This window comes from Kitasatospora sp. NPDC096204, from assembly GCF_044763205.1.
GTDB lineage: Bacteria > Actinomycetota > Actinomycetes > Streptomycetales > Streptomycetaceae > Kitasatospora.
The window spans coordinates 118,338-139,647 of the sequence record NZ_JBIWFT010000018.1; the positions used below are offsets into that span (position 1 = coordinate 118,338).

Here is a 21,310-nt window from a genome sequence, read left to right on the forward strand (position 1 = left end):
TGGCGGGGCCCGCCCGCGCGCCCGGAGCCTATGCCAGGCGCAGGCCGCCCGGGTGCTCCTCCTCGATGATCCGGACCAGCCAGTCGAAGACCGTCGGCCCCCGGCCCGCCCGGGCGGCCGTCAGCTCGGCGGTGATGTGCGCGCGGTTGGCCGGGTGGGCGCGGCCCAGCCGCCGTTCCAGCTGGCGGACCGTCTCCGGGTAGCCGAGGTTGCGGCGGGAGACCTCGTGGTGGCGCCACTCGACGACCCAGTCACCGTCGTCCGGCGTGCCGTAGCCGCCGCGCAGACAGTCGGCGAAGGCGTCGAGGTTGCGGCCGAAGTAGCCGTCCGCCCCGAGGGTCCGCCCGGCCACCTCCCAGAAGTCCTCCAGGGTCTTGATCCCGTCGCCGTCGATCACATAGGTCACCGTCACGGGGACGAGGATATGCGGCGCCGACGACGGGACGGGGGCAGGTCGGGGGCCGGTCAGGGGGAGACCGCGATCGCGGTGGCGAGCAGCCCGTTCCGGACCGCCCAGCGGCCGTCGAAGCCGTCGATCCGGCGGCCGTCGACCACCGGGCCGGGCACGAGCAGCCGGGCGGTGAAGGTGCCGTCGGGGGAGAGGTCCAGTTCGGCCTCGCTGAAGTCCAGGAAGAGCAGGGTCAGCGGGAACCAGGCCTTGTACACCGACTCCTTGGCGCTGAACAGGATGCGGTCCCACGGGACGCCGGGGTGCTCGGCGGCGAGCTTGGCGAGCCGCTGCTGCTCGACCGGCAGCGCGATGGCCTCCTGGACGCCCTCCGGCAGCGGCAGCGCGGGCTCGGCGTCGATGCCGACGGAGGTGAGGGTGCCGGCCCGGGCCACGGCCGCGGCGCGGAAGCCGTCGCAGTGGGTGAGGCTGCCGACCACGCCGTCCGGCCAGCTCGGCGCGCCGCGCAGGCCGGGGACGAGCGGCTGGTACGGGACGCCGAGTCGGGCGAGGGCGGCCCGGGCGCAGTGTCGGACGGTGGTGAACTCGCGGCGCCGCTTGCCGACGGCGCGGGCGATGGCCAGCTCCTCCTCGGGCTCCAGCCGGGCTTCCGGCGGGTCGAGGTAGGCCACCTCGGTCACCACGACATCCGGCAGCAGGTCCCCGATCATCCGTTCCCCCCTCGGTCGGCTGCGCGGATGGTCGCCGCGCGGGACGAGGGTAACCCGGGCGGGGGGATCTTGGTGGGCTGATCGGGGACCACGGCCGCGGCGCCCGGCTGCTCGAAGGCGGCCGCCGCCCCGCGCAGGGCTTGCTACTTGGTGAGCAGGCGGGCGAAGTCCAGCCCGAGGCTGCCGAGGACGGGCAGCGCGCCGAGGTCGGTGACGCCGGCGACCGGAATGCTGTAGCCCTGGTTCACCTCGCGGGGTGCCGCACCGGCGGTGACGGGTGCGGTGGTGGGGAGCAGGACGGTGCCGAGGAGCAGGGCGACGAGCGAGGTGCGCATCTGAGGGGGCCTCCGGAGGGGGACGGGTGACGGCCTGTCAACACCCTCCGTGCCGGGGCGGTCACGCATCTTCGTCCCTTCGGGCGCATTGGTAAAGATGCCTGCCTTGTGTTCATGCCAACACCAAGGAGGCCTGGACCACAATGCGCTCGAACGCATACGTTTCCTCCACGGGGGCGGGCATTCGAGCGGCGAACTGCTGTGCGGTTCGCCGGACTTATCGCCTGTCATGCCCATGACTTGCACTGCAACCGGAGGGAACGAACCCATGCGCGCCATCGGCAAGAACCTCAGGATCCTCGCGGGCGCCCCGCTCGCCGCAGCCGCCCTCATCGCCCTCTCGGCCGGCTCCGCCAGCGCCGCGATACCGATCAACCAGCCCATGTCCGGCAAGGCCACCTACTACAACGACGCCGGCTACGGCGCCTGCGGCACCCAGATCAACGCCGCGACCCAGATGCTGGTCGCCGTCTCGCACACCTGGTGGACCACCGCCAACCCGAACAACGACCCGGTCTGCAAGGGCATTTCGGTCAAGGTCACCTACCAGGGCAAGACCATCACCGTCCCGGTGAAGGACCAGTGTCCCTCCTGCGACTCCACCCACATCGACCTCAGCCAGCCGGCCTTCGCCAAGCTGGCCCCGCTGGACAAGGGCGTCATCACCGGTCTGAGCTGGCAGTTCGTCAAGACCGCGCTGAACGGCAAGACGGTCGAACTGTCCGCCCCGATCACCGGCTCCACCATCGGCTGAGCCGGCCCCTGAACGGCCGTGCCCGCCCTCGCGGCATGACGGGGGCGGGCACGGTTGCCGTCGGGAGGGCCGGCGGTCGGTCGGCAGGGCGCGGGCGCGTACCGGCCGTTCGGGATCACGGCCGGCCGCCGCCGGGCGGCGGGGCCATCGCGAGCAGCAGCTGGCCGGCCGGGGGCGCGGTGCGCGGATTGTGGGCGAGCCCCAGGGTGACGGTCGGCACCGGGGCGGTGAGCCGGCGCAGACAGACACCCGGGATCCGGACGCTCATGACGGCGTATCACCAGATCGTGATCCACTACCCGAGACCACTTTGACGACAGCGCCTAGTATCAGTTGTTGACGATCCATTGGAACTGGCCATGTTGAACAGAGGTGGGGGCGCTGTGTCGGACGACGCCAGCTGGATGAGGCGCGGGCTTGACGAGTCGACGGTGGAGTCGGTGGACCTGCGGGTCGGCATCCCGCACTCGGCTCGGATGTACGACTTCTGGCTCGGCGGCAAGACGAACTTTCCGCCGGATCGGGCTCTGGGTGAGGCGTTCGAGGGGGCGATCCCGAGCATCAAGACCATGGCGCGGGAGAATCGCCGGTTCCTCGGCCGGGCCGTGCGCTTCATGGCGGGTGAGGCGGGCATCCGTCAGTTCCTCGACATCGGCACCGGTATACCGACGGAGGGGAACACGCACGAGGTCGCCCAGGCCGTGGCCACGGACAGCCGGGTGGTCTACGTCGACAACGACCCGATCGTCCTCGCCCACGCCCGCGCGTTGATGGACAGCACCGGTTCGGGGCGTACCGCCTACATCCACGCCGACCTGCTGGAGCCGGAGAAGATCCTCGCGGATCCCGTTCTGGCCCGCACCATCGACCTGGACCGCCCGGTGGGTCTGACGCTGGTGGCCGTTCTCATGCTGGTCGCCGACGAGGACGATCCCTGGGGCGCCGCCCGGGTGCTGATGGACGCCCTGGCCCCGGGCAGCTACGTGGCGATCACCCATCCCGGCTGGGACTTCGACCCGGCCGCGATGGCTGCCGTGGTCGAGGCCGCGGGCAAGGGTCAGATGACCCTGGTGCCGCGCATGCGCGAGGAGGTGGCGCGGTTCTTCGGTGACTGGGAACTCCTGGAGCCCGGCCTGGTCCCCGTGATGGGCTGGCGACCCGAGGGCGAACCGCCTGCCGACCCCACCGCCGCCTACTACTGGTCCGGGGTGGCCCGCAAGCCGTGACCCGGCTCCGGGAGCCCGGGCGTTCTCCAGGCTGTCCCGACGCGCCCCGCCCAGGACCCCAGTAGACCGCGCCAATATCTCAAGTATCGTATGCCCATATGTACTTCAGTGGGTTTCGGAGTGCAGTCGCCGATGCCAGAACGCGCGAGGTCACGGCATATGACAGAGATCCGGGTCGATCGGGTGGCCGAGGTCATCGTCGATGGCCCAGGGCTGGACAGACGCGGCTCGGGGTACCTGGTCCGGCCGGGGACGGTACTGACCGCGGCGCACGTGATCGAGGGTGCGCCGGCGGGGGCAGGGACGGGGGCGCCGGCGGTCCGGGTCCGGGTCCGGTTCGACGCGGACCGGCCGGGCGAGCGCGAGTTCGAGGCGGAGGTCGCGTTCTCCCACCAGGGCATCGATGTCGCGGTACTGCGGTTCGCGGGTGGCGACGGGGTTGCGCCGGTCAGCTACGGCCGGGTCGGCGAGCACGACCGGCCGCTCGACTGCAGTGCGGTCGGGTTCCCCCGGCAGAAGCTCCGCACCGGCCCGGACGGCCGCGCCTTCCGCGACACCAAGCACCTGCTGGCGACCCTCGCCCCGCTCTCCAACCGGCGCGAGGGGACCTTGGAACTGCGGGAGCGTGACACCGGGGTTTCCCTCGACGCCAAGCGGTGGACGGGCATCTCGGGTGCGGCGGTGTTCAGTGGCGGGCACGTCGTGGGAGTCGTCCGGGCGCACCACCCGGACGAGGGCGCGGGCAGCCTGGCGGTCAGCCGGGTCGACCGCTGGGCGGAGAAGCTGCGCGCGGACACCGGAAAACCGGCCCTGCTCGCCGAGCTGTTGGGCACCCCGCTCGAACCGGACCGACTCCCCGACGTCGCCGGGCCGTCGCTGAGCCGGGCCGCGACCGGCCTGCACGCGCTGCTCCGCGATCTCGCCCCTGACCAGCTGACCGACCGCGAGGCCGACCTCGCCGAGCTGGCCGCCTTCTGCGCCGGCCCGGAGCCGTACCGCTGGATCCAGGGCCCGCCCTGGGCCGGGAAGACCGCGCTCGCCGCCTGGTTCGCCCTGCACCCGCCGGCCGGAGTGGTGCCGGTCTGCTTTTTCATCGCCTCACGCCAGAGCGGCTACAACAACGCCGAGGAGTTCACCGAGCAGCTGGTCCGCCAGCTTGCCGAGATCGCCGGCGCCACGCCCGCGCAGGACGCCAGACCGGGCACCCGCGACCAGGAGCGCCGGCAGTTCCTCCTGGAGGCGGCGGCGGCCGTCGCCAGGGACGGCGGCACGCTGCTGCTCGTCGTGGACGGGCTCGACCAGGACGAGTCCGCCCAGGGCAGCATCGCGGCCCTGCTCCCCGAGCGTCCGCCGGACAACATCCGGGTGCTGGTCACCAGCCGACCAGGGCCCGGCCTGCCCCCGGACCTCCCGGGCAGCCACCCGCTGCGCGACTGCACCGTCACCGAGCTGAGTGCCACGGACGCCGCGCGCGGGATCGAGCACAACGCCCGGTTCGAGCTCGGCCGGGCGCTCGCCGCGGACGCCCCGAAAGTGGACCACGACATCGTCGGGTTCCTCGCCGCCGCCCGCGGCCTGCTGACGCTCGCGGACCTGGCGCGGCTCGCCGGACAAAAGCAATACGTGGTGAGGGAACGGCTCCAGGGCTCGCTCGGGCGCATCCTGCATGAGCGGGGCGAGCAGGCGGGCGACCAGGAGGTCCGCGGATACCTGTTCTCACACGACACGCTGTTCAGCACCGCGGTCGAGAGACTGGGCCCGGAACTCGCGCCGTACCGGGGGCGGATCGACGACTGGGCCGACGGCTGCCGCGCGGACGGGTGGCCGAAGAGCACACCCTGGTACCTGCTGCGCTCCTACGGACGGATGCTCAGCGCCGAGGGCGACCTCCGGGGCGCGGTGGCCCTCGCCGCCGACCCGCGCCGCCAGGAGCGACTGCGGGCGTGGGGGCGCAGCGACGGGCTGATCCTCGCGGACCTGGCGGCCGTACGGGAGGCCGCCGTCCAGCGGCCGGAGCCGGAGCCGGCCGCACTCGCGGCCATGGCGGTCTCCGCCGACCTGCTCGAACGCCGCAACCGGTCGCTGCCCACCGGGCTGCCCGCGGTGTTCGCCCGGCTGGGCCAGCCGCAGCAGGCGGAAGGCCTGGCCCGAAGTGTGGTCTACCAGTATGAGCGCGCCGCCGCCCTGGTGGAGGTCGCCGAGGTCCTGGCCGCCGGTACGGACGTGCAGCGGGCTGCTGCCCTTGTTCGGGAGGCGGTCCGGATCATCCAGGCCTCCCATGGCGAGATGGTCTTCGGCAAGTACACCGGGCCGGTGATCGCCCGCGCGGCGATCGCGCTCGCCGAAGCCGGATTCGGCACCGAGGCAGTCGCATTGGCCGAGACGGCGAAGGACGTCTTCGTGCAGTTCGACCGGTCAGCGGACGATCCGATGGACCGACACGCGGCCCAGGCGCTGGCCACCGTGTCAGCGACGGTCACCCGATACGACCCCGCGCTCGCCGAGCAGGCCCTGAGCCGGGCCGAGCGGGCCTCCGACCAGCAGACGTCATTCGGCGTCCGGATCCAGGTGCTGGCCGCGGTGGCCGCCGCCCAGACGGACACGGCACCACGTCGGTCGGCACTGACCCTGGAACGCATCGAGCACGAGGTGGCGGATGAGCTCGCCCGCCCCGAGGCGTCGCCGGCCGAGCTTGGCGACGCATCGGTGGCGGTACGGGAGTTGCTGCCGCAGACTGCTGTGCGGCTGGCGCGCGCGGCCTACCGCGCCCTTCCACCATCCGACCGGTCCGGGCCCGACTGGAAGGACCGGGACCGAACACTGGCCGCGTTGGCAGTGAACGGCCTGGGCGAGGAGGCCGACCGGCTCGGAGGCCCGGGCTCGCCGGAAACCGCCGAGGCCTGGGCCCGGGCGGGGCAGCCGGATCTCGCGTACCAGCGGGCGGGTGAACTCCCGTCCTCGTGGCAGGTCGCCCGTTTCGTGGCGGCGGTGGCTGACAGCCGGCCCCTCGACGAGGTCGAGCAGTGGATCGGCACCACGCGCTTCGCGGGTCGGCCTGACGTGTTGACCGCACTCGCGGCGAAAGCCGTCGCGACCGATCCGGCCCGCGCGTCACGGCTCGCCGAGGCGGCGCTGACGGCCGCGCAGACAGCGGCCCCGGACCGCGAGCACCATGATTACGACCGAATGCTGGCTGCGCTGGCCGATGCCGTCGCCGCCTGCGGCCGGTTCGCGGATGCCGCGCGCCTCGCCCGGTCCATCGAGGCGGAACGCGAGCGCTGCTGGGCCATGGCCGCAACCGCTGTCCGGGCCTGGCACACCGGCGAGGACGAGCACCTGGCCCTGGCTGAGCGCCTGGTGCGCCAACTGCCCACCGAGCCGGCTGGCCGCCACCCCGAAGACGACTTCCCCATCGTCCCTGAGGCACTGGCACACCTGGGACTGCCGGAGCTGGCCCTGCACACCTACCGCCATATCGGAAGGGAGCTGTGGGTCGTCGCCGCGCTCGGACGGAAGGCCCTGGGCCGTGAGGACCTGCCCGGCGTCCTGCGACGGCACCTGGACGGCACCCGGTTCCGGGGGCGGATCGCAGCCGTTCTCGATGTCATCGCCGCGCTTGCCCCCGTCTTCCCGGAGGCATATGGGGGCCTGCTGGACCGGGTGCGAGCCGAGGTCCTCGATGAGCAGCGGGATGAGGAAGCGGTCTACGCGCCACACGGCGTGGCGGCGATGCTGCTGTGGAACGACAACCGCGAACTGGCGACGCAGCTGTTCACGGGCTTCGTGGAAGTCCACCGCCGGCTGTACTTCATGGCCGATGTGGCCGGGACCATGTGCATGCTCCAGTTCGTGGCCGGCAATCAGGCCGGCATAGCGCAGACTCTCGACCGGATCGGCGAGCCCACGAATCCGGCCCCCGCGCGCAGCGCCGTGGCCATGCTCCTCGGCGGCGTCCGCGGCCCACTGCTGCGCACACCGCTGGTTCCGAACGAGACCGCCTGGCTCGCGACGGCCCGCAGTTGTCTCGAACTCGTATCGCCGCACCATGAAGTGACGCCGGAACGGCTGGCGCTCGCCCGCCGACTGCTGGCCGACGCGCTACTGGACGACGGCTGGTACCACGCCCTCCCCGCACTCGCCGAACTGGCGCCGAAGGCCGTACTGGCCGCCCGCGACGTGCTGTTCGAGCACCTGGGCTGGGAAGCGACCGACCCATCGACAACGACCACCACCACACCCTGGGAGGGGACCAGATGATCGAGTTGGCCGAGCTGATCGGTGAGCTGCGCCGGGAGTTGAACACCGCGATCGCGACCGGCGAGGGGCAGGCCGTGCGGTTCGAGCTCGGGACGGTCGACCTCGAACTCACGATCGCCGTCGAGAAGGCTGCGGGGGCGAACGGCAAGGTGAAGTTCTGGGTCGCCGAGGCGGGAGCCGATGGCAAGTTGACGCACAGTCAGACTCAGAAGATCAAGATCCCCCTCAAGCCCGTCCTGGTGTCAGATGACTACCGGGGCGAGGTCCTCGTCTCCGGCGACGCGGTCCTCGGCGAGCGCTAGGCAGTGTCGTCAAAGGCTCAGGCCCACACGAGGAGTGAGGCGAGGGTGGCGGCGGCTTGATGGGACACGGCGGTCTTGTCGTATCTGGGAGGAGTTCACGATGGACGTCGTCGTGGTCGGAAGCGGAGTCATCGGGCTCACCACAGCGATCCGGCTTCAGGAGAAGGGACTTCGGGTCGTCGTGGTGACGGCCGACGGCCTGCTGTCGACGACCTCGGCCGTCGCCGCGGCCGTCTGGTTCCCGGTCGCCACCGGCACCGACCGCCGGGTGGCGGACTGGTCCGCGACCGCCTTCGCCGAGTTCGCCCGCCAGGCCGAGGAGGGCGTCCCCGGTGTCTCGATGCGCAGCACCCGGATGCTGGAGCACGAGCGGCAGCCGGAGGGCCTGCCCTGGTGGGGCGAGGCCGTCCCCGACCTGCGCCGGCTGACGGCCGCCGAACGCGGACCGGACTGCGCGGACGGCTGGTCGTTCACCGCCCCCGCCATCGAGATGCCGCTCTACCTGCCCTGGCTGCTCGGCCGGTTCATCGACAACGGCGGCGAGGTCGTCCAGCGCCGCCTCGACGCCCTCGACCAGGCCCTCGCCCGGGCGCCCGTCGTCGTCAACGCCACCGGAATCGGCGCCCGGCGGCTCTGTGACGACCGGGCCGTGCACCCGGTGCGCGGCCAGATCGTCCTCGTCCGCAACCCCGGACTGCCCACCTCGACCCGCATCCAGGACGACCCGGCCGGCTACACCTACATCCACCCCCGCAGCGCCGACGTCGTCCTCGGCGGCACCTTCGAACCGGACGACTGGAACACCACCCCCGACCCGGCCACCGCCGAGGCCATCCTCGCCCGCTGCACGGCCCGTATCCCCGAACTCCGCCACGCCCGCGTCATCGGCCACGCCGTCGGCCTGCGCCCCGCCCGCCACGGCGGCCCCCGCCTCGAAGCGGAACCGGGCGGCCGGATCGTCCACAACTACGGCCACGGCGGCGCCGGCGTCACCCTCAGCTGGGGCTGCGCCGACGCGGCGGCCGCGCTCGTGGGGTGACGGGGGAGCGGCCCGCCCGGGACCGTCCCCCCTGCCCGGACCGGACAGTGCCCGCATCACGACCACGGCGGCGGGGCGGATTCGCTACGGTTGCGCGCTGAGGACGTCCCGCTCCCGCTTCCCGATTCCGTTGCTCCGGAGGAACGTTGGCATCGATCACGCTCGACGCCGAGCGCCGCGTCCAGGCCGACACCGGACGCGTCCGGGTCACCGCCGTGGACGTGCTGCGCTCGCTCGGCTTCCAGATCACCTCGGAGATGGCCACCGTGGTCGAGGCCCGGCGCGGCTCCGCCGTCCGGTCGGCGATGCTCCTGCCCGACCAGGTGCCGCTCGCCGCCCGCCTCCACCTCGCGCCCGCCGACGGCGTGCACACCTCGGTGTCCCTGCACCTGACCGACCGGGCCGTCTCGGTGATCGCACTGGGCGTGCAGGACCCGTACGTGGCCGCCTTCCAGCAGACGCTGCTCGCCCTCGACCGGGCACTCACCGGCCTCGACCCGGCGGCCGGCTTCCCCCAGCCGCGCTGGTGGGCCCGCGCGCCCCGGGCCGACACGCTGGCCCGGCACCACGAGACGGGCCAGCGCCTCGTCGGCGGGGTCGCCGCCCGCGTCAACGAGCGGCTCTCCGGCGGGCGCCGCTCCACCGGCCCGGCGCTCTGGGAGGGCATCGAGCGCGTCGTGTTCCGCTCCCCGGCCGGCTACCTCACGATGGACATGGCCACCACCCGCACCCTGCTGGCGATCCCGGTGATGATCGGCGGCCGGCCGGAGGGCGTACCGGATCAACTGGCCGCTGACGTCGCGCGGTTGGCGGCCGTGGTGGAGGGCCGACTCAGCTCGGGCGGATTCGGCTCGGTGGAGGTGGCGGTCGCCGAGGCGGACCGCCCGGCCTTCGAGTTCCTGCACCGCCAGTTCGGCATCCGCTCGCGCCTGCCCGTCCGCACGCTCTGCACCTGCCGGGACTGCCGGCAGACCAAGGTCGTCAACCTCGACCTCACACGGCTGCGACAGCGGAAGAACCGCCTCAAGACCATCGCCTCGGTGCTGCAGACCACGTACGAGAAGGACGGCGACCCCAACCCCTTCCTGATCTTCGGGGCGATCTTCCAACGGTCCAGGATCGACCCCGACTTCGTCTGCGTGCGCTGCGAGAGCACCGTCGCCGACGAACAGCCGGTGACCTTCTGTCCGAGCTGCGGCGACATGCGCACCGAGGCCGTCCTGGAGACCTGCTCCGAGTGCGGCCACGACTTCCGGGCCCTCGCCCAGGACCTCCCCGCCTGGGACCCCGCGCCCCCGCCCCCGCTCACCCCGCCGACCCCGCCGCCGCCCGTCGTGCCCCCGATGCCCACGGCTCCGCCCCGCCCCAACTGCGGTATCTGCGGCGGCACCTACCCCGTGCTCTGGTCCGTCCAGGTCCTCGACGGCCCCCACCCGCGACCGCTCACCGTCTGCGCCACCACCTCCCGCTGCTCCCCGCCCTCCATCGCCCCGCCGGTCCGGATCCGCACCTGACGCCCGCCCGGGCGGGGGCGCAGGGGTGCGGCGGGGGAGCGGTCTGGGAAGGTGGTGCGTGCCGACCCGGCGGTGGGGCGGCGGTGACCAGAGGGGATGGCCGGGATGGCCGAGAAGCCGGTGCTCTACGTAGTGGTCTGTGCGGCGGGGGTCGCGGGCGGGGTCGGGGAGCTGATCGCCGCGGCTCGGCGGCAGGGATGGGACGTGGGGGTGGTGGCGACTCCGAACGCCATGGCGCTCGTCGACGCCGAGGCCATCACCGCCCAGACCGGGTATCCGATCCGCTCGGCCTGGCGGAAGCCCGGGGAGCCCCGGCCGCTGCCGGACCCGGACGCGATCGTCGTCTCCCCGGCCACCTTCAACTCGATCAACAAGTGGGCCCTGGGCATCTCCGACACCCTCGCCCTCGGCATCCTCTGCGAGTCGTACGGCTGGGGCATCCCCGTCGCCGTGCAGCCCTGCCTCAGCGCGGCCCAGGCGGCGCACCCGGCGTACGAGGAGAGCCTGGCGAAGCTGCGGCGGATGGGGGTGCGGATCGCGGACTTCGTGCCCGGCTCGTACAGCTGGACCCGGGCGCTGGAGCTGCTGCGGGACTGACAGGGTGGCTGTTCGGGGCCGGCGATCCTTGCACTGTGGGGGGTGGCCCGCGTCGGCCCGCCGGAGGTAGCGTCCGGGCAGGTCGGCGAGGGTGTGGGAGGTTTCCGGTGGCGGCGGTCAACGGCGAGGTGTCGTTCTGGTACGCGGCGGACGGGGTGCCCGAGGTGGGTCCCGCCCTGCCGGGGAGCCGAGACGTCGACGTGTGCGTCGTCGGCGGCGGGTACACCGGCCTCTGGACGGCCTACTACCTGAAGAAGGCCGACCCCTCCCTGCGGATCGCCGTCCTCGAACAGCGCTTCTGCGGCTACGGCGCCTCCGGGCGCAACGGCGGCTGGCTGTACAACGGCTTCGCGGGGCGCGGCGCGTTCGCCAAGCGGTACGGGCAGCAGCGCGCGGCGGCGATGCAGCGGATGATGGACGCGGCGGTCGGGGAGGTCGTCGACGTCGCCGCGGCCGAGGGGATCGAGGCGGACATCGTCCGCGGTGGCGTCCTCGAAGTGGCCCGCAGCAAGCCCCAGTTGGAGCGCCTGCGCGAGCACGTCGAAGGCGAGCGGGCCTACGGCGAGGGCCGGGTCGAGCTGCTCGGTGAGAAGGAGGCGCGAGACCGGATCGACGTCGCCGGCACCATCGGCGGCTGCTGGACCCGGTACGGCGCCCGCATCCAGCCCGCGAAGCTCGCCCGCGGACTCGCCTGCACCGTACGCGAGTTGGGCGTCGACGTGTACGAGGGGACGACCGTCACCGCGATCCTGCCCGGCGACGGCCACCGCAAGCCCCGCGCCGTCACGCCGTACGGCACCGTCACCGCAGACCAAGTGCTGCGCGCCACCGAGGGGTTCACGGCCGGGCTGCGCGGCGAGAAGCGCACCTGGCTGCCGATGAACTCCGCGATGGTCGCCACCGAGCCGCTGCCCGCCGAGTTCTGGGCGGAGACCGGCTGGCAGGGCCGCGAGGTGCTGGGCGACTTCGCCCACGCCTACATGTACGCCCAGCGCACCGCCGACGACCGGATCGCGCTCGGCGGGCGGGGGGTGCCGTACCGGTTCGGCTCGCGCACGGACTCGGACGGCGGCACCCAGGTGGAGACGGTGCGCCAGCTCCGCCGGATCCTCGACCGGTTCTTCCCGGCCGCCGCGCACGCGCGGATCGACCACGCCTGGGCGGGCGTGCTCGGCGTCCCCCGGGACTGGTGCGCCACCGTCGAGCTGGACCGGGTGAGCGGGCTCGGCTGGGCGGGCGGGTACGTCGGCAGCGGGGTGACCACCACCAACCTGGCCGGCCGCACCCTGCGGGACCTGGTGCTCGGCCGGGACACCGAGCTGACCCGGCTGCCCTGGGTCGGCCACACCGTGCGGCGCTGGGAGCCGGAGCCGCTGCGCTGGCTCGGCGTGCACGCGATGTACGCCGCGTATCACGCCGCCGACCGGCAGGAGGCGGCCGGCCGGGCCACCACCTCGCCGATCGCCCGGGTCGCGGACGTCGTCGCCGGGCGCTGAGCCTTCGGGCGCGGTGGGTCCGTGGAAGCGTTGAGCCTTCGGACGCGCTGAGCCCTCGGATGCGCCGAGCCTTCGGACATGCTGTGCCTTCGGACGCCGAACGGGCGGCGCCGGAACGCCGGGTTGACGTCCCGACCTGCCCGCACCGCGTTGCGCCGACCGCCGGTGGGGCCGTCCCGCCACGATGTGCGGATGACAGTGAACGAGGCGGATCCGCCGACGGCTCCGCACGATCCACCACCGCGCGTCGATCGGCCGTTCGGCCGTGCCGCCGAGCGGATTCGCCCCGCAGCAACGACGGTGAAGGCGTGCTGAGGAGAACACCGCCGGCCCTCGCGGTCGCCCTGCTGCTCTGCGCGCCGACGGCCGGCGCGTGGGCCGGGTCGCCGGGTCGGCAGGTGGCGGTGGTGGACCAGGCCTCGCGCAGCGTGCTGGTGTTGCAGAGCGCCGAGGAGCTGATGGCCTACCGCGGGCCGGACCGGCTGCCGGTGGTCTGGGGCTGGAGTGCCGACCGGGCACCGGAGTTGGCGGATCTGTCGCCCGCGCGCAGTTGGACCAACCCGGACGAGGCGAAGTCCCGCGTCCGGCACGGGCGGCGCTACCTGCTGACGACCGCCTCCGGGGGGCTCGCCGCCGTCGTGGAGACCACCACCGGCCGGGTCCACTGGGCGGCGGACCTGGGGGTGGCCGTCAACCCGCACAGCATCGAGCTGCTGCCGGACGGCAACGTGGCCGTGGCCGCGAGTTCGGGCGGCTGGGTGCGGCTGTACGCGGCCTCGCAGGGTCCGCGGGCCGCGGCGTACGCGCAGTTCCCGCTGCCGGGTGCGCACGGGGTGCACTGGGACGGCCGGACCGGCCTGCTCTGGGTGCTCGGCGACACGGCGCTGACCGCGCTGCGGGTCGGCGGCACCCCGGCCGCGCCGACGCTCGACACCGTGCGGAGCAGTCCCCTGCCCGGGAGCGGTGGGCACGATCTGGCCGCCGTCCTGGCGGCTCCCGGGCGGTTCTGGGTGACCACCTCGGACGGCCTGTGGCGCTACGACCCGGTCACCGACCGCTTCACCGCCGTGCACCTGGCCGATCCGGCCGCCGAGCGGGACCTCAAGAGCGTCGGCGACGAGCCCGGCACCGGCCGGCTGCTCACCGTGGCGCCCGAGCACGAGGCCCCGTGCGACTGGTGCACCTCGGTGATCACCCTGCACCGGCCGGAGGGCGCGCGGTCGCTGCGCGGTGCGCGCCTGTACAAGGCGAGGTGGTGGAGTGGCTGGTAGCAGACTTCGGAGTCCGGGGAGTCCATCCTGGGGCGCGCGTCGGAAATTCCACCCGAATTGCGGACGGCATTCGACTGATGGGGCATATTGTGTACACCGACAAACTACTCCGATGGTGGTCAGTTTCCCGTCGCGGTCCGCAAACCATCAGTCGACCCCGGTCGGCTGGGATAGCGTCGTGGGGTCGGGGGGTCGACACCGATCCGGTGTAATCGAACGCTAGCTACCGGGCCGTAACGGCCGAATGAGTCATGGAGAAAATCATGCGGAATTTCCCTGCGGAAAACCGGCCGGACGGAGTTGACGACCTTCAGCTCGCGATGGAATCACTGGCAGCCTTCCCGTCCCGGAACGCGGGGAGCGGAGCGGACGTGACCGAGCGGCTCGCGGCCGTTCACGACCTCTGCCGCGCTGTCGACGGGGTGCTGGACAGTCTGGTCGTCCAGGCGGCGGCCGAGGCGGCCGAGGAGGGGTGGACCGCGGCCCGGATGGCGGCCGAACACTCCGGCTACTACGCCAGGTTGCAGCGCGCGCTGCTCCCCGCCGGTGCCGGGCTGACCCGGCAGTGAGCGCGGTGCAACCGGGCGTGCACGTGCTGTCCTGCCCCACCCGGTGGAGCGACGTCGACCAGAACGGGCACATCAACAACGCCCGCCTGGTCGGCTACATCCAGGAGGGGATTTACGACCTGTTCAGCCACCATGAAACCGCCGTACGGGAATCGCTGTTCCCGTCCGGATTCATTATCGCCAGGCACGAGATCGACTACCTGGAGCAGTTGCACCACGGGCCCGAGCCGTTGTCGGTGCGGCTCACCGTGGAACGGCTCGGACGGAGTTCCGCGCAGGTCGAGGTGAATGTCTGCCGGGACCGGATCACCTTTATGCGGGCGCGGACGGTGGTGGTCGCCCGGGACCGCGAGTCCGGCCGCTCGCGGGCGCTGAGCCCGGCCGAGCGGAGCTTTCTCTCGGCGTTCATGGCGGACGCGGCCCGCGCCCAGGCGGCCCTGGCGGCCACCACGGTGACCGCGGCCACGGCGGTGAGCACCACCACGGTGGTGGCCACGGCCGTGACGGCCGCAGCCACGGCGGTGGGCACGACCGTGGGCACGTCGGCGGTGAGCACGGCCGCGGTGGCCGCGACGCCGCCGGCACAGCGGGTTCCGGCCGGTGCGGCCGCCGCCGCGGTGCCGTCGCGCCGACCGCGCAGGCGGTGCCACGCCTCGGTGCGGTGAACCGCCGCCCGGGCCCGGTGACGTGGTCGGCGGCGGCGATCCCGCCCGGCCGGCCCCCCGGTCTCGGGGGCGCCCGTACGGTTCCTTGACGGCCGGCCGCTTCCGCGGGCGCCGGGGCGAGTTACGCTGAGCAGCACGGGCACCGGTACGTTCCACGGTGGTCACGGGCTGCGACCTCCCTCCTGGTCCAGGGCGAGCGGGCCGCCGTCGGGCCGGCCGGCGCCGCCGACCGGAAGGAGGACGCGATGACCATCTCCTGGGAGGACTTCCTCGCCCGCGTGGTGGAGCGCGGCGAGTACCGGGGCGAGGCCGAGGCGGATCACGCCACCCGGGTCGTGCTGGCCCTGCTCGGCGAGCACCTGGTGGGGTCCGAGCGGGTGGAACTCGCCGACGCGCTGCCCGGCAGCTACGCCCCGCTGCTGCGCGACGCCGCGCCGGCGGCCGAGCCGCTGACCGCCGAACGCTTCGTGCAGGCCGTGGTGGGGTGGATCGACGGCGCGACCCCGGCGACGGCGCAGTGGGACATCGGGGCCGTGCTCAGCACCGTCGCCGACCTGGTCCCCGGGGAACTGCTGGACCGGGTGATCGAGCAACTCCCGGACGGCTACGATCTGCTGTTCGGCCACCCGGCACCGGCCTGAGCCATGGGCGGGCCCGGCCGGCACCGGCCGCTACCCCGTGGTGGGTGCTAACCCGTGGTGGCCCGGAACAGCTCCGCGCCAGGGCCGGTCAGCTCGACCGGCCCGGCGCCCGGGCGGAGGTAGGCCGACGCGCCCGCCGGGAGCGGGAGTTCGGCGCGGCCGGGTGCCCGCAGGCGGGCCCGCCCGGAGACGCAGAGCAGGATCTGCGGGGTGGCGAGGTCGACGCGGACGGCGGCGGCGCCGGGGCGCAGCCGGGAGAGCCCGAACTCCTCGGCGGGTGAGGCGAAAGCCTCCTCTCCGTCGCGCCCCGTCGGGTGCGGCGCGAGCACCTCGGGCTCCCCGGTGCGGAAGGACGTGATCGCCAGCAGGCCGTCCACGTCGACGTGCTTGGGGGTGAGCCCGCAGCGCAGCACGTTGTCCGACTCGGCCATCAACTCCACGCCCACGCCCCGCAGATAGGCGTGCGGCATCCCGGCGTCCAGGTACAGGGCCTGCCCGGCGCCGAGCCGGACGTGGTTGAGCGGCAGCGCGGCGAGCAGCCCGCGGTCACCGGGATACTCCTCGGCGAGGCGGGCGTACGCGACGCAGGTCGCGCCGTACGGTCCACCGGCCTCGGCGGCGCGCCGCAAGGCCCCGGTGACGGCGGCCAGTTCGGCGGCGTCGGCGGTCAGCCCGGCGCGCAGCAGCTCGGGCAGCACGGCCTCGGCGGGCCGGGTGCGCAGGGCGGCGGCCCAGGACGGGAGCACGCCGAGGGCGTCCAGCAGCCGGGCGGTGGCGGCGGCCGGCCGGAAGCCGCACAGCGCCTCGAAGTCGCCGAGGGCGCAGATGAGTTCGGGCTTGTGCCCGCGGTCCTTGAACACCCGCTCGGGTGCGTCCGGCGGGATGCCCCTGGCCTGCTCCGCGGCGTACCCGGCCTCGGCCTGGGCGCGGGTGGGGTGGACCTGGAGGGAGAGGGCCCGGTCGGCGGCCAGCACCTTGAACAGGAAGGGCAGCGCCGGGCCGAACCGCCGTACGGTGTCCGGTCCGAGCAGGCCGTCCGGGTCGGCGTCGATCAGCTCGTCCAGCGGCCGCGGGACAGCGCCGTCGCCGCCGTCACCGCTGTTGCCGTTGCCGTTGCCGTTGCCGTCGCCGTCGCCGGTGACGAGCAGCGACGGCGCCGACGGGTGGGCGCCCAGCCAGAGTTCGGCCTGCGGGGTGCCGTCGGGCGCGGTGCCGGTGAGCGCGGGGATGGCGGTGGGCGAACCCCAGGCGTAGCGGCGTACGGGGTTGCGCAGGAGGGCGAAGGGCGGCAGCGGGGACGGCGGCATGGGGCGGCTCCGGGCGGGCTCAGCGGCAGAGCGCGGCGGCGCCGATCAGCCCGGCGTCGGTGCCGAGTTCGGCGCGGCGCACGTCCAGGCCGCGGATGTACGAGAGGGCGGCGTAGCGGTCCAGGTGTCGGGCGAGCGGGGCGAACAGCACGTCCCCGGCGGCGGCCACCCCGCCGCCGACGACGACCCGGGAGAGGTCCACCAGGGCGGCGGTGGCGGCGATCCCGGCGGCCAGCGCCTGGGCGGCACGGTCGAAGGAGGCCAGCGCGATGCGGTCACCCGCGGCGGCGGAGGCGGCGACGGCACGGGCCGTCCGGTCGCCGTCCGCGGGCCGCCAGCCCTCGGCGAGGGCCCGGCGGGCGATCGCGGTGCCGCTGGCGAGGCCCTCCAGGCAGCCGCGGGAGCCGCACGGGCAGGGCTCGCCGTCCAGGTCGACGGTGATGTGGCCGAGGTGGCCGGCGTTGCCGCTGGGGCCGGGGCGCACCGCGCCGTCGAGCACCAGTCCGGCGCCGACGCCGGTGGACACCACCAGGCAGAGCGCGTTCCCGGCGCCCCGGGCCGCGCCCTGCCAGTGCTCGGCGGCGGCCATCGCCACGCCGTCCCCGGCCAGCCGGACGGGCAGTGTGCGGGCGGCCGCCGCCGGGTGCGCCGCCACCGCCGGGTGCGCGGCGACCGCGTCGACCAGCGGGAAGCCGCGCCAGCCGGGGATGTTGACCGGGCTGACGGTGCCGCCGGCGAGGTCGACCGGGCCGGCGCTGCCGATCCCGACGGCCGTCACGGCGGCCCAGTCGGCCGTCCCGGCGAGCCGTTCCAGCACCTGGTGCACCACGGCGAGCACGGCCGGGCCCGGCTCGGTGGCCGGGGTGGGCAGCTGGAGCCGGTGCCGCAGCCGTCCGTCGGCGTCGACCAGCGCCCCGGCGATCTTGGTGCCGCCGATGTCGAGGGCGGCGAACAGCGGGGTGACGGGCACGGCGGGCTCCAGAACGGTCGAGGGGCGGCGCCCCGGCCACGGGGCCGAGGCGCCGAACAGCGTAAGGGCGCCGAACAGCGTACGGGCTAGGCGGAGACCCGCAGGCGCAGGGTCACCAGTTCGAACGGGCGCAGCGCGAGCCGAACCGCGCCGTCCTCGAACGCGACTTCGCCGCGGGTGCCGTCCCAGGGCCGTTCCAGCAGGTCGCAGGGCACGGCACCGGCCAGCGGGAAGGAGGTGGTCAGGCGGCCCCGGGCGCGGCCGCCGCCCGCCTCGTAGACCCGGACGACCAGGTCCCCGCTGCGGTCGTCGGCGAGCTTGACGGCGCTCACCACCAGGGCGTCGTTGTCCAGCTCCACCAGCGGCGCGACCCGCTCCGCACTGCCGGTGACCGTCCGCTCGGGCAGGCCGATCCGGTAGCCCTCGCGGACGGCGTCGCCGATCGCCGCGCCCGGCACCAGGGCGTGGCGGAAGCGGTGCAGGCCCTGGTCGGTCTTCGGGTCGGGGAAGCGCGGGGCGCGCAGCAGCGAGAAGCGGACCGTGGTGGTGGTCCCGCCGTCCTCGGCGCGCACCGTGCGGGTGACGTCGTGGCCGTAGGTGGAGGCGGTGACCAGGGCGACGCCCCAGCCGGGCTCCTCGAGGTGGACGAAGCGGTGGTTGCAGGCCTCGAACTTGGCGGCGTCCCAGCTGGTGTTGGTGTGGGTGGGCCGGTGGAGGTGGCCGAACTGGGTCTCGGCGGCGTAGCGCTCGGTGTGGACGTCCAACGGGAACGCGGCCTTGAGGAACTTCTCGGTCTCGTGCCAGTCGACCTCGGTGTCGATGTCCAGCCGCTGCTCGCCGGCCGGCAGGGTGAGGGTCTGGACGACGGTGGAGGAGCCGAAGGAACGGGTGATCCGCACCGAGGCCCCGGCGGGGGACGAGGAGGCGGTCAGCGAGTCGGTGCCGGTCAGGTCGGTGACGGTGTTGCGGTAGAACTGGTCCACGTCCCAGGCGTCCCACATGTTGGGGAAGTCGGGGTGCAGCTGGAGCAGGTTGGCCCGGCTGCCGGGGGCGACGGTCTCCCGGCCGGTCGCCGGCTCGACCACCGAGGTGATCAGGCCGTCCGCGTCCACGACGACCTCCAGCAGGCCGTTGCGCAGCGTGAAGCCGCCCTCGGAGCGCTCGACCGCCTCGCAGACGCCGCCCGGCACCGCGACGGCGGCGGCCCCGCCGGCCGGCACCGTCGAGCGGGTGTGCGGCGCCGCGTTGAACACCAGCTCGCGCCCGCCGGCGGCCGCCCCGGCCAGCGCCCGCTGGGCCGCGCCGATCAGGCCCTCCAGCTCCCCGGCCAGCGCCGCGTACGTCGCCTCGGCCTCGCGGTGCACCCAGGCGATGGACGAGCCCGGCAGGATGTCGTGGAACTGGTGCAGCAGGACGGTCTTCCAGATCCGGTCCAGCTGCTCGTACGGGTACGCCGCGCCGGTGCGCAACGTGGCGGTGGCGCACCAGAGTTCGGCCTCGCGCAGCAGGTTCTCGCTGCGCCGGTTGCCCTGCTTGGTCCTCGCCTGGCTGGTCAGGGTGGCGCGGTGCAGCTCCAGGTAGAGCTCGCCGACCCAGACCGGCGGGTTCGGGTACTCGGCCTCGGCCTTGGCGAAGAACTCGGCGGGGTTCTCCCAGCGGACGGTGGCCGAGCCCTCCAGGTCCTTCATCCGGGCCGCCTTGGCGACCATCTCACGCGTGGTGCCGCCGCCGCCGTCGCCCCAGCCGGTCGGGGCGAGCGAGTGCCGGGCGACGCCCTTGTCCTTGAAGTTCCTCGCCGCGTGGGCGATCTCGCTGCCCTTCATCGAGCAGTTGTAGGTGTCCACCGGCGGGAAGTGGGTGAAGATCCGGGTGCCGTCGATGCCCTCCCAGAGGAAGGTGTGGTGCGGGAACCGGTTCACCTGGCTCCACGAGATCTTCTGGGTCAGCAGCCACTTGGAGCCCGCGTTGCGGATGATCTGCGGCAGGCCGCCGGTGAAGCCGAAGGTGTCCGGCAGCCAGGCCTCGTGGTTCTCCACCCCGAACTCGTCCAGGAAGAACCGCTTGCCGTGCACGAACTGCCGGGCCATCGCCTCCGAACTCGGCATGTTGGTGTCGGACTCGACCCACATGCCGCCGGCTGGGACGAACCGGCCCTCGGCCACCGCCTTCCGGACCCGGGCGTACACCTCGGGGCGGTGCTCCTTGATCCAGGCGAACTGCTGCGCCTGGGACATGGTGTAGCGGAACTCCGGCTCGTCCTCCAGCAGCGCGGTCATGTTGGCGGTGGTGCGGGCCACCTTGCGGACGGTCTCGCGCAGCGGCCAGAGCCAGGCCGAGTCGATGTGGGCGTGGCCGATCGCGCTGATCCGGTGCGCGGACGGCACGGCGGGCGCGGCCAGTACCCCTTCGAGCCGCGAACGGGCGGCGGCAGCGGTGGAGTTGACGTCCTGGAGGTCGATCGCGTCGAGGCAGCGCTCGACCGCGCGCAGGATCTCCCAGCGGCGGGGGCCCTCCACCGGCAGTTCGGCCATCAGCTCGCCGAGCACCTCCAGGTCCATCACCAGCTGCCAGACCGTCTCGTCGAAGACGGCGAGGTCCATCCGGGCCAGCTTGTACTGCGGACGGTCGCCGGCCGTCTCCCGGTCGCCCAACTCGGTGGGCAGGAAGGGGTGGTAGTCCAGGATGACCGGGTTGGAGGCGGCCTCGACGTGCAGCAGCACCTGCTCGCCGCCGGCCGCCGGGGCGGCGATCCGCACCCACTGGTTCTGCGGGTTGAGGCCCTTCACCGGGGAGCCGTCGGGGCGGTAGACCAGGCCCTCGCACTGAAAGCCGGGCATGTTGGCGTCGAAGCCGAGGTCGATCAGCGCCTCGACGGTGCGTCCGGCCCAGGCCTCGGGCACGGTGCCGGTCACGGTGATCCAGCTGGTGCCCCAGGGCGCGCCCCAGGCGTCGCCCACCGCGATCGGGGTGCGCGGGGCGGCCAGGCCCTCGGCGACCGGGACGGGCTCGCCGGGCGCCGTCCAGATGCCGACCTCCAGCGGGACGGACTCGGGGTACACGGCCGGACGGATGCGCTCGTCCAGGACGCGCTTGAGGCGGGACTCGACCAGGGTGCGGTCATCGTGCATGTCAGCGGGCTCCGTTGCGTGGCTGAGGGTGCGTGGCAGGGGTTGCGCGGCTGCGGCTGCGGCTGCGGCTGCGGCTGAGGGTGCGGGTGCGGGGCTGGGGTCGGGTGGCTGGAGGGGAAC

Annotated in this window: 19 protein-coding genes; 12 read left to right on the top strand and 7 right to left on the bottom strand. The window is 73.8% G+C overall.

Annotated elements, in window-relative coordinates; translation table 11 throughout:
• Nucleotides 1–28 precede the first annotated feature (28 nt).
• From ACIQ87_RS21300 to ACIQ87_RS21310, 3 genes are all read right to left on the bottom strand, one after another.
• Nucleotides 29–412, bottom strand: a complete 384-nt coding sequence (locus tag ACIQ87_RS21300; RefSeq protein WP_402408926.1) for a barstar family protein — start codon at nucleotides 410–412, stop codon at nucleotides 29–31.
• 53 nt (nucleotides 413–465) lie between these two features.
• Complete coding sequence (locus tag ACIQ87_RS21305) at nucleotides 466–1,119, bottom strand: 4'-phosphopantetheinyl transferase (protein WP_402408929.1); 654 nt, start codon at nucleotides 1,117–1,119, stop codon at nucleotides 466–468.
• Nucleotides 1,120–1,262: 143 nt separating this feature from the next.
• Nucleotides 1,263–1,454: a hypothetical protein gene (locus ACIQ87_RS21310; protein ID WP_392879775.1), complete on the bottom strand. Its 192-nt coding sequence runs from the start codon at nucleotides 1,452–1,454 to the stop codon at nucleotides 1,263–1,265.
• 268 nt (nucleotides 1,455–1,722) lie between these two features.
• Between ACIQ87_RS21310 and ACIQ87_RS21315 the strand changes: the two genes are divergently transcribed.
• Nucleotides 1,723–2,208 (top strand): cysteine/serine endopeptidase inhibitor, encoded by a 486-nt coding sequence (locus ACIQ87_RS21315; protein WP_402408932.1) that lies wholly within the window; start codon nucleotides 1,723–1,725, stop codon nucleotides 2,206–2,208.
• A 115-nt stretch (nucleotides 2,209–2,323) separates the two neighbouring features.
• Here ACIQ87_RS21315 and ACIQ87_RS21320 read toward each other — a convergent pair whose 3' ends face one another.
• Nucleotides 2,324–2,476 (bottom strand): hypothetical protein, encoded by a 153-nt coding sequence (locus ACIQ87_RS21320; protein WP_402408935.1) that lies wholly within the window; start codon nucleotides 2,474–2,476, stop codon nucleotides 2,324–2,326.
• 136 nt (nucleotides 2,477–2,612) lie between these two features.
• On the opposite strand from ACIQ87_RS21320, the gene ACIQ87_RS21325 reads away from it, so the two are divergent.
• The 11 genes from ACIQ87_RS21325 (at nucleotide 2,613) to ACIQ87_RS21375 (ending at nucleotide 15,785) form a co-directional block, all read left to right on the top strand.
• On the top strand, nucleotides 2,613–3,434 hold the full coding sequence (locus ACIQ87_RS21325) for an SAM-dependent methyltransferase (RefSeq protein ID WP_402408938.1): 822 nt from the start codon (nucleotides 2,613–2,615) through the stop codon (nucleotides 3,432–3,434).
• A 159-nt stretch (nucleotides 3,435–3,593) separates the two neighbouring features.
• Nucleotides 3,594–7,691 carry a trypsin-like peptidase domain-containing protein gene (locus ACIQ87_RS21330; RefSeq protein WP_402408941.1) on the top strand — a complete coding sequence of 1,366 codons (4,098 nt, stop codon included), beginning with the start codon at nucleotides 3,594–3,596 and terminating at the stop codon, nucleotides 7,689–7,691.
• Nucleotides 7,688–7,993, top strand: a complete 306-nt coding sequence (locus ACIQ87_RS21335) for a trypco2 family protein (protein WP_402408944.1) — start codon at nucleotides 7,688–7,690, stop codon at nucleotides 7,991–7,993. Before ACIQ87_RS21330 ends, ACIQ87_RS21335 begins: the two co-directional genes overlap by 4 nt.
• Nucleotides 7,994–8,093: 100 nt before the next feature.
• On the top strand, nucleotides 8,094–9,032 hold the full coding sequence (locus ACIQ87_RS21340; protein WP_402408946.1) for an FAD-dependent oxidoreductase: 939 nt from the start codon (nucleotides 8,094–8,096) through the stop codon (nucleotides 9,030–9,032).
• A 146-nt stretch (nucleotides 9,033–9,178) separates the two neighbouring features.
• Nucleotides 9,179–10,546 (top strand): hypothetical protein, encoded by a 1,368-nt coding sequence (locus ACIQ87_RS21345; RefSeq protein WP_402408949.1) that lies wholly within the window; start codon nucleotides 9,179–9,181, stop codon nucleotides 10,544–10,546.
• A gap of 105 nt (nucleotides 10,547–10,651) precedes the next feature.
• Nucleotides 10,652–11,143: a flavoprotein gene (locus ACIQ87_RS21350; protein ID WP_402408952.1), complete on the top strand. Its 492-nt coding sequence runs from the start codon at nucleotides 10,652–10,654 to the stop codon at nucleotides 11,141–11,143.
• 107 nt (nucleotides 11,144–11,250) lie between these two features.
• Nucleotides 11,251–12,639 (top strand): NAD(P)/FAD-dependent oxidoreductase, encoded by a 1,389-nt coding sequence (locus ACIQ87_RS21355; RefSeq protein ID WP_402408955.1) that lies wholly within the window; start codon nucleotides 11,251–11,253, stop codon nucleotides 12,637–12,639.
• 308 nt (nucleotides 12,640–12,947) lie between these two features.
• Nucleotides 12,948–13,910 carry a DUF6528 family protein gene (locus ACIQ87_RS21360; protein ID WP_402408957.1) on the top strand — a complete coding sequence of 321 codons (963 nt, stop codon included), beginning with the start codon at nucleotides 12,948–12,950 and terminating at the stop codon, nucleotides 13,908–13,910.
• Between the two features lie 371 nt (nucleotides 13,911–14,281).
• Nucleotides 14,282–14,479: a hypothetical protein gene (locus ACIQ87_RS21365; protein WP_392879757.1), complete on the top strand. Its 198-nt coding sequence runs from the start codon at nucleotides 14,282–14,284 to the stop codon at nucleotides 14,477–14,479.
• Complete coding sequence (locus ACIQ87_RS21370; RefSeq protein ID WP_402408960.1) at nucleotides 14,476–15,144, top strand: acyl-CoA thioesterase; 669 nt, start codon at nucleotides 14,476–14,478, stop codon at nucleotides 15,142–15,144. Before ACIQ87_RS21365 ends, ACIQ87_RS21370 begins: the two co-directional genes overlap by 4 nt.
• Nucleotides 15,145–15,389: 245 nt before the next feature.
• The gene (locus ACIQ87_RS21375; protein WP_402408962.1) at nucleotides 15,390–15,785 is read left to right on the top strand and encodes a DUF2267 domain-containing protein; all 396 of its coding nucleotides are present in this window, start codon (nucleotides 15,390–15,392) and stop codon (nucleotides 15,783–15,785) included.
• Nucleotides 15,786–15,832: 47 nt separating this feature from the next.
• Here ACIQ87_RS21375 and manA read toward each other — a convergent pair whose 3' ends face one another.
• The 3 genes from manA to ACIQ87_RS21390 all read right to left on the bottom strand — a co-directional run bounded on the left by manA (nucleotide 15,833) and on the right by ACIQ87_RS21390 (nucleotide 21,190).
• The gene (gene manA / locus ACIQ87_RS21380; RefSeq protein ID WP_402408965.1) at nucleotides 15,833–17,092 is read right to left on the bottom strand and encodes a mannose-6-phosphate isomerase, class I; all 1,260 of its coding nucleotides are present in this window, start codon (nucleotides 17,090–17,092) and stop codon (nucleotides 15,833–15,835) included.
• Nucleotides 17,093–17,111: 19 nt separating this feature from the next.
• Nucleotides 17,112–18,062, bottom strand: a complete 951-nt coding sequence (locus tag ACIQ87_RS21385; RefSeq protein WP_402408968.1) for an ROK family protein — start codon at nucleotides 18,060–18,062, stop codon at nucleotides 17,112–17,114.
• A gap of 86 nt (nucleotides 18,063–18,148) precedes the next feature.
• Entirely contained in the window at nucleotides 18,149–21,190 is a 3,042-nt protein-coding gene (locus ACIQ87_RS21390) for an alpha-mannosidase (RefSeq protein WP_402408971.1), read from the bottom strand.
• Between the last annotated feature and the right edge of the window lie 120 nt (nucleotides 21,191–21,310).